The 2,699-nt window shown below is 50.0% G+C and carries 4 protein-coding genes; 3 read left to right on the top strand and 1 reads right to left on the bottom strand.

Annotated features, from left to right (window positions below):
- The 3 genes from ACKOVI_RS06580 to ACKOVI_RS06570 all read left to right on the top strand — a co-directional run.
- A partial coding sequence (locus ACKOVI_RS06580; protein ID WP_509603284.1) for an isocitrate/isopropylmalate family dehydrogenase occupies window positions 1-296 on the top strand: 296 nt, incomplete at its 5' end.
- Window positions 297-300: 4 nt separating this feature from the next.
- Window positions 301-987, top strand: coding sequence for a Type 1 glutamine amidotransferase-like domain-containing protein (locus ACKOVI_RS06575; protein ID WP_509603283.1), 687 nt, complete (start codon window positions 301-303; stop codon window positions 985-987).
- Window positions 988-1,002: 15 nt separating this feature from the next.
- On the top strand, window positions 1,003-1,524 hold the full coding sequence (locus tag ACKOVI_RS06570) for a DinB family protein (protein WP_509603282.1): 522 nt from the start codon (window positions 1,003-1,005) through the stop codon (window positions 1,522-1,524).
- Between the two features lie 47 nt (window positions 1,525-1,571).
- Here ACKOVI_RS06570 and ACKOVI_RS06565 read toward each other — a convergent pair whose 3' ends face one another.
- Window positions 1,572-2,654, bottom strand: coding sequence for an ABC transporter ATP-binding protein (locus tag ACKOVI_RS06565; protein ID WP_509603281.1), 1,083 nt, complete (start codon window positions 2,652-2,654; stop codon window positions 1,572-1,574).
- Window positions 2,655-2,699 lie beyond the last annotated feature (45 nt).

Raw genomic sequence — 2,699 nt, 5'->3', positions numbered from 1 at the left:
CTCACGGAACAGTGACACGTCACTACCGCGATCACCAGGCTGGCAAGGAGACTTCAACCAACCCAATCGCTTCAATCTTCGCGTGGACACAGGGCCTTGCTCACCGCGCCAAGCTCGATAACAATGCAGAGCTTGCAAAGTTCGCAAAGACACTCGAAGCTGTCTGTATTCAGACAGTTGAAGAAGGAAAGATGACGAAGGATCTCTCACTTCTCATTGCTCCTGATGCTCCATACCAAACTACACAGCAGTTCCTGTCTTCTATCGACGAAAATCTAAAGAAGGCAATGGCTTAAATAAATGAGCCAGAACCCTGGAGTGCTTGCGCTTGTTGGTTCTGGAGAATATTCACCGCAGATGCAGGAGTTCGAAACTGAGCTCCTGCATTCTGCATTTCTTCGCGGCAAGAAAAATACCTATGTGCAGATTCCGACTGGTTCATCTCACGAGGGTGAGGACCGCCGTGGGTATTGGCGCAGGCGAGGGGCAGAGCAGGCGGAACGAATTGGCTGTGATTGCATTTACCTACCCATCCATGAACGTGAAGACGCTTTCGATCCCGATTACGTTGATGCAATAAATGATGTAGGACTCATTTACTTCTCAGGGGGAGACCCACATCGAATCGCTGAAGTATTTCAAGGATCACCACTGTGGGATGCCATCTGCGATCAGTGGATGTCAGGAACGTCGCTTGCCGGATGTTCTGCAGGTGCAATGGCATTTGGTGGCACCATCATGGGGATTCGTAAATCGAACCACAGTGCTGGCTTGAATCTTCTGCCGGAAATTGAAGTGATTCCACATTACGACAAGATGTTGGGGTGGCTGCCGGATCGAGTTGCTTCATTTATGGCACGTGCAGGGGCGGATACGACGTTAGTTGGTATCGATGAAAACACCGCCTTAGTAATGGATAACGGATGGAAATCAGTGGGCGCTGGAAAAGTTCATGTTCTACGCGGGGTGTTAGAAATCCAACGATAGGTTTAGGCTCATCGCATGGAGATGGAACGTATTCTCAAGCACATGGCCTGGGCCAATCAAGAAATCATCGGGAAGATTGCAGAACTTCCCAAAGAGGCGCTTGATGCCTATGCAGTAAACCCCAAATGGACGGTAGGCACGATAGTTCGCCATATCGCTAGCGCTTCCAATTGGTATGTATGGCGATTGCTTGATCGTGAAGCGTTCTCTACGGAAGAGAGAGAATACTGGGATGTTCGTCTGAAAGACGATGATGAAGAGTCTCCGAAGATGCAGGATATTGATTACGTTCTCGAGGTTCTTCGTTCATCTGACGCGATGTTGCTCGAGCGATCACAACTGCCTGATGCAGACGTTCCACGTGAATTTCGCGGAGAGAAGCATGTCTTTAAGAGAAGCACAATTCTTTCGCAAACTGTTCACCACGCAACTGAGCACCGCGCACAAGCGGTTGCAGCTCTTGAAATACGCGGCTTCACTACTATCAACCTCGATGATTACGATCTCTGGAGTTATCAAATAAAAGTCGGAGAATAAGTAAAGCCCCGCCGAATGAACGACGGGGCTTTACTTATTTGAATTACTTAGTTAATGCGTGCACCTGTTGTTGAATCAAAGAGGTGAACTGCATTTGGAACATTTACAACAGTAACTGTGTCGCCTGGCTTTGGTGGGTTCTTTGGATCCCAACGCACAATAACCTGAGCGCCTTCATCTGTTGAGTTAGCGAACTTCACATTTGTGTCAGCTGGCTTTCCGTATACGAATGCATCAGAACCGAGTTCTTCAACAACTTCAACGAGAACGTGGAAGCCCTTATCTGCAGGGACCCATCCTTCTGGGCGGATACCAACAGTTACTGATGAACCTGCTGAAGCTGGAACATCGATATCGAGGTCACCCATGTGAGCCTTGCCGCCTGAGACAGGAGCGGTAAGGAGGTTCATTGCTGGAGATCCGATAAAGCCTGCAACGAATGCATTTGCTGGCTTGTCGTAAAGGTTACGAGGTGTATCTACCTGCTGGAGGAGACCATCCTTAAGAACTGCAACGCGATCACCCATGGTCATAGCTTCAACCTGGTCGTGAGTTACGTAAACAGTTGTGATGCCGAGGCGACGCTGTAGAGCTGCGATCTGGGTACGTGTTGCAACGCGAAGCTTCGCATCAAGGTTTGAGAGAGGCTCATCCATAAGGAAGACCTGTGGTTCGCGGACAATTGCGCGACCCATTGCAACGCGCTGACGCTGTCCACCTGAAAGTGCCTTTGGCTTGCGCTCGAGGTATGCCTCAAGGTCGAGAAGCTTTGCAGCTTCGCGGACGCGCTTATCGCGCTCATCCTTATCGATGCCAGCGATCTTGAGCGCAAAGCCCATGTTCTCTGCAACTGTCATGTGTGGGTAGAGCGCGTATGACTGGAAAACCATTGCAATGTCGCGATCCTTAGGAGCAACGTTTGTTACGTCGCGATCGCCGATAAGAATGCGTCCGCCATCGATCTCTTCAAGGCCTGCCAACATACGAAGTGATGTGGACTTACCGCACCCTGATGGGCCAACAAGCACGAGAAACTCACCATCTGCGACGGTGAGGTTGAGCTTATCTACTGCAGGAGTGGTTGTGCCTGGGTAGATGCGTGATGCATTTTCGAATACAACTGATGCCATTTTTATTCTTCCTTATCCGGGCAGGTACGTGCCCGACGGTCCGAG

It is taken from the genome of Candidatus Planktophila sp., from assembly GCF_046070465.1.
In the GTDB taxonomy this organism is placed as follows: domain Bacteria; phylum Actinomycetota; class Actinomycetes; order Nanopelagicales; family Nanopelagicaceae; genus Planktophila.
This window is presented reverse-complemented; position numbering and strand designations above follow the sequence as displayed.

What these genes read in the sequence shown, in the direction of transcription:
- ACKOVI_RS06575 (WP_509603283.1), top strand. Translation starts at nt 301, where the DNA reads ATGAGCCAGAACCCTGGAGTGCTTGCGCTTGTTGGTTCTGGAGAATAT.
- ACKOVI_RS06570 (WP_509603282.1), top strand. Translation starts at nt 1,003, where the DNA reads ATGGAGATGGAACGTATTCTCAAGCACATGGCCTGGGCCAATCAAGAA.
- ACKOVI_RS06565 (WP_509603281.1), bottom strand. Translation starts at nt 2,654, where the DNA reads ATGGCATCAGTTGTATTCGAAAATGCATCACGCATCTACCCAGGCACA.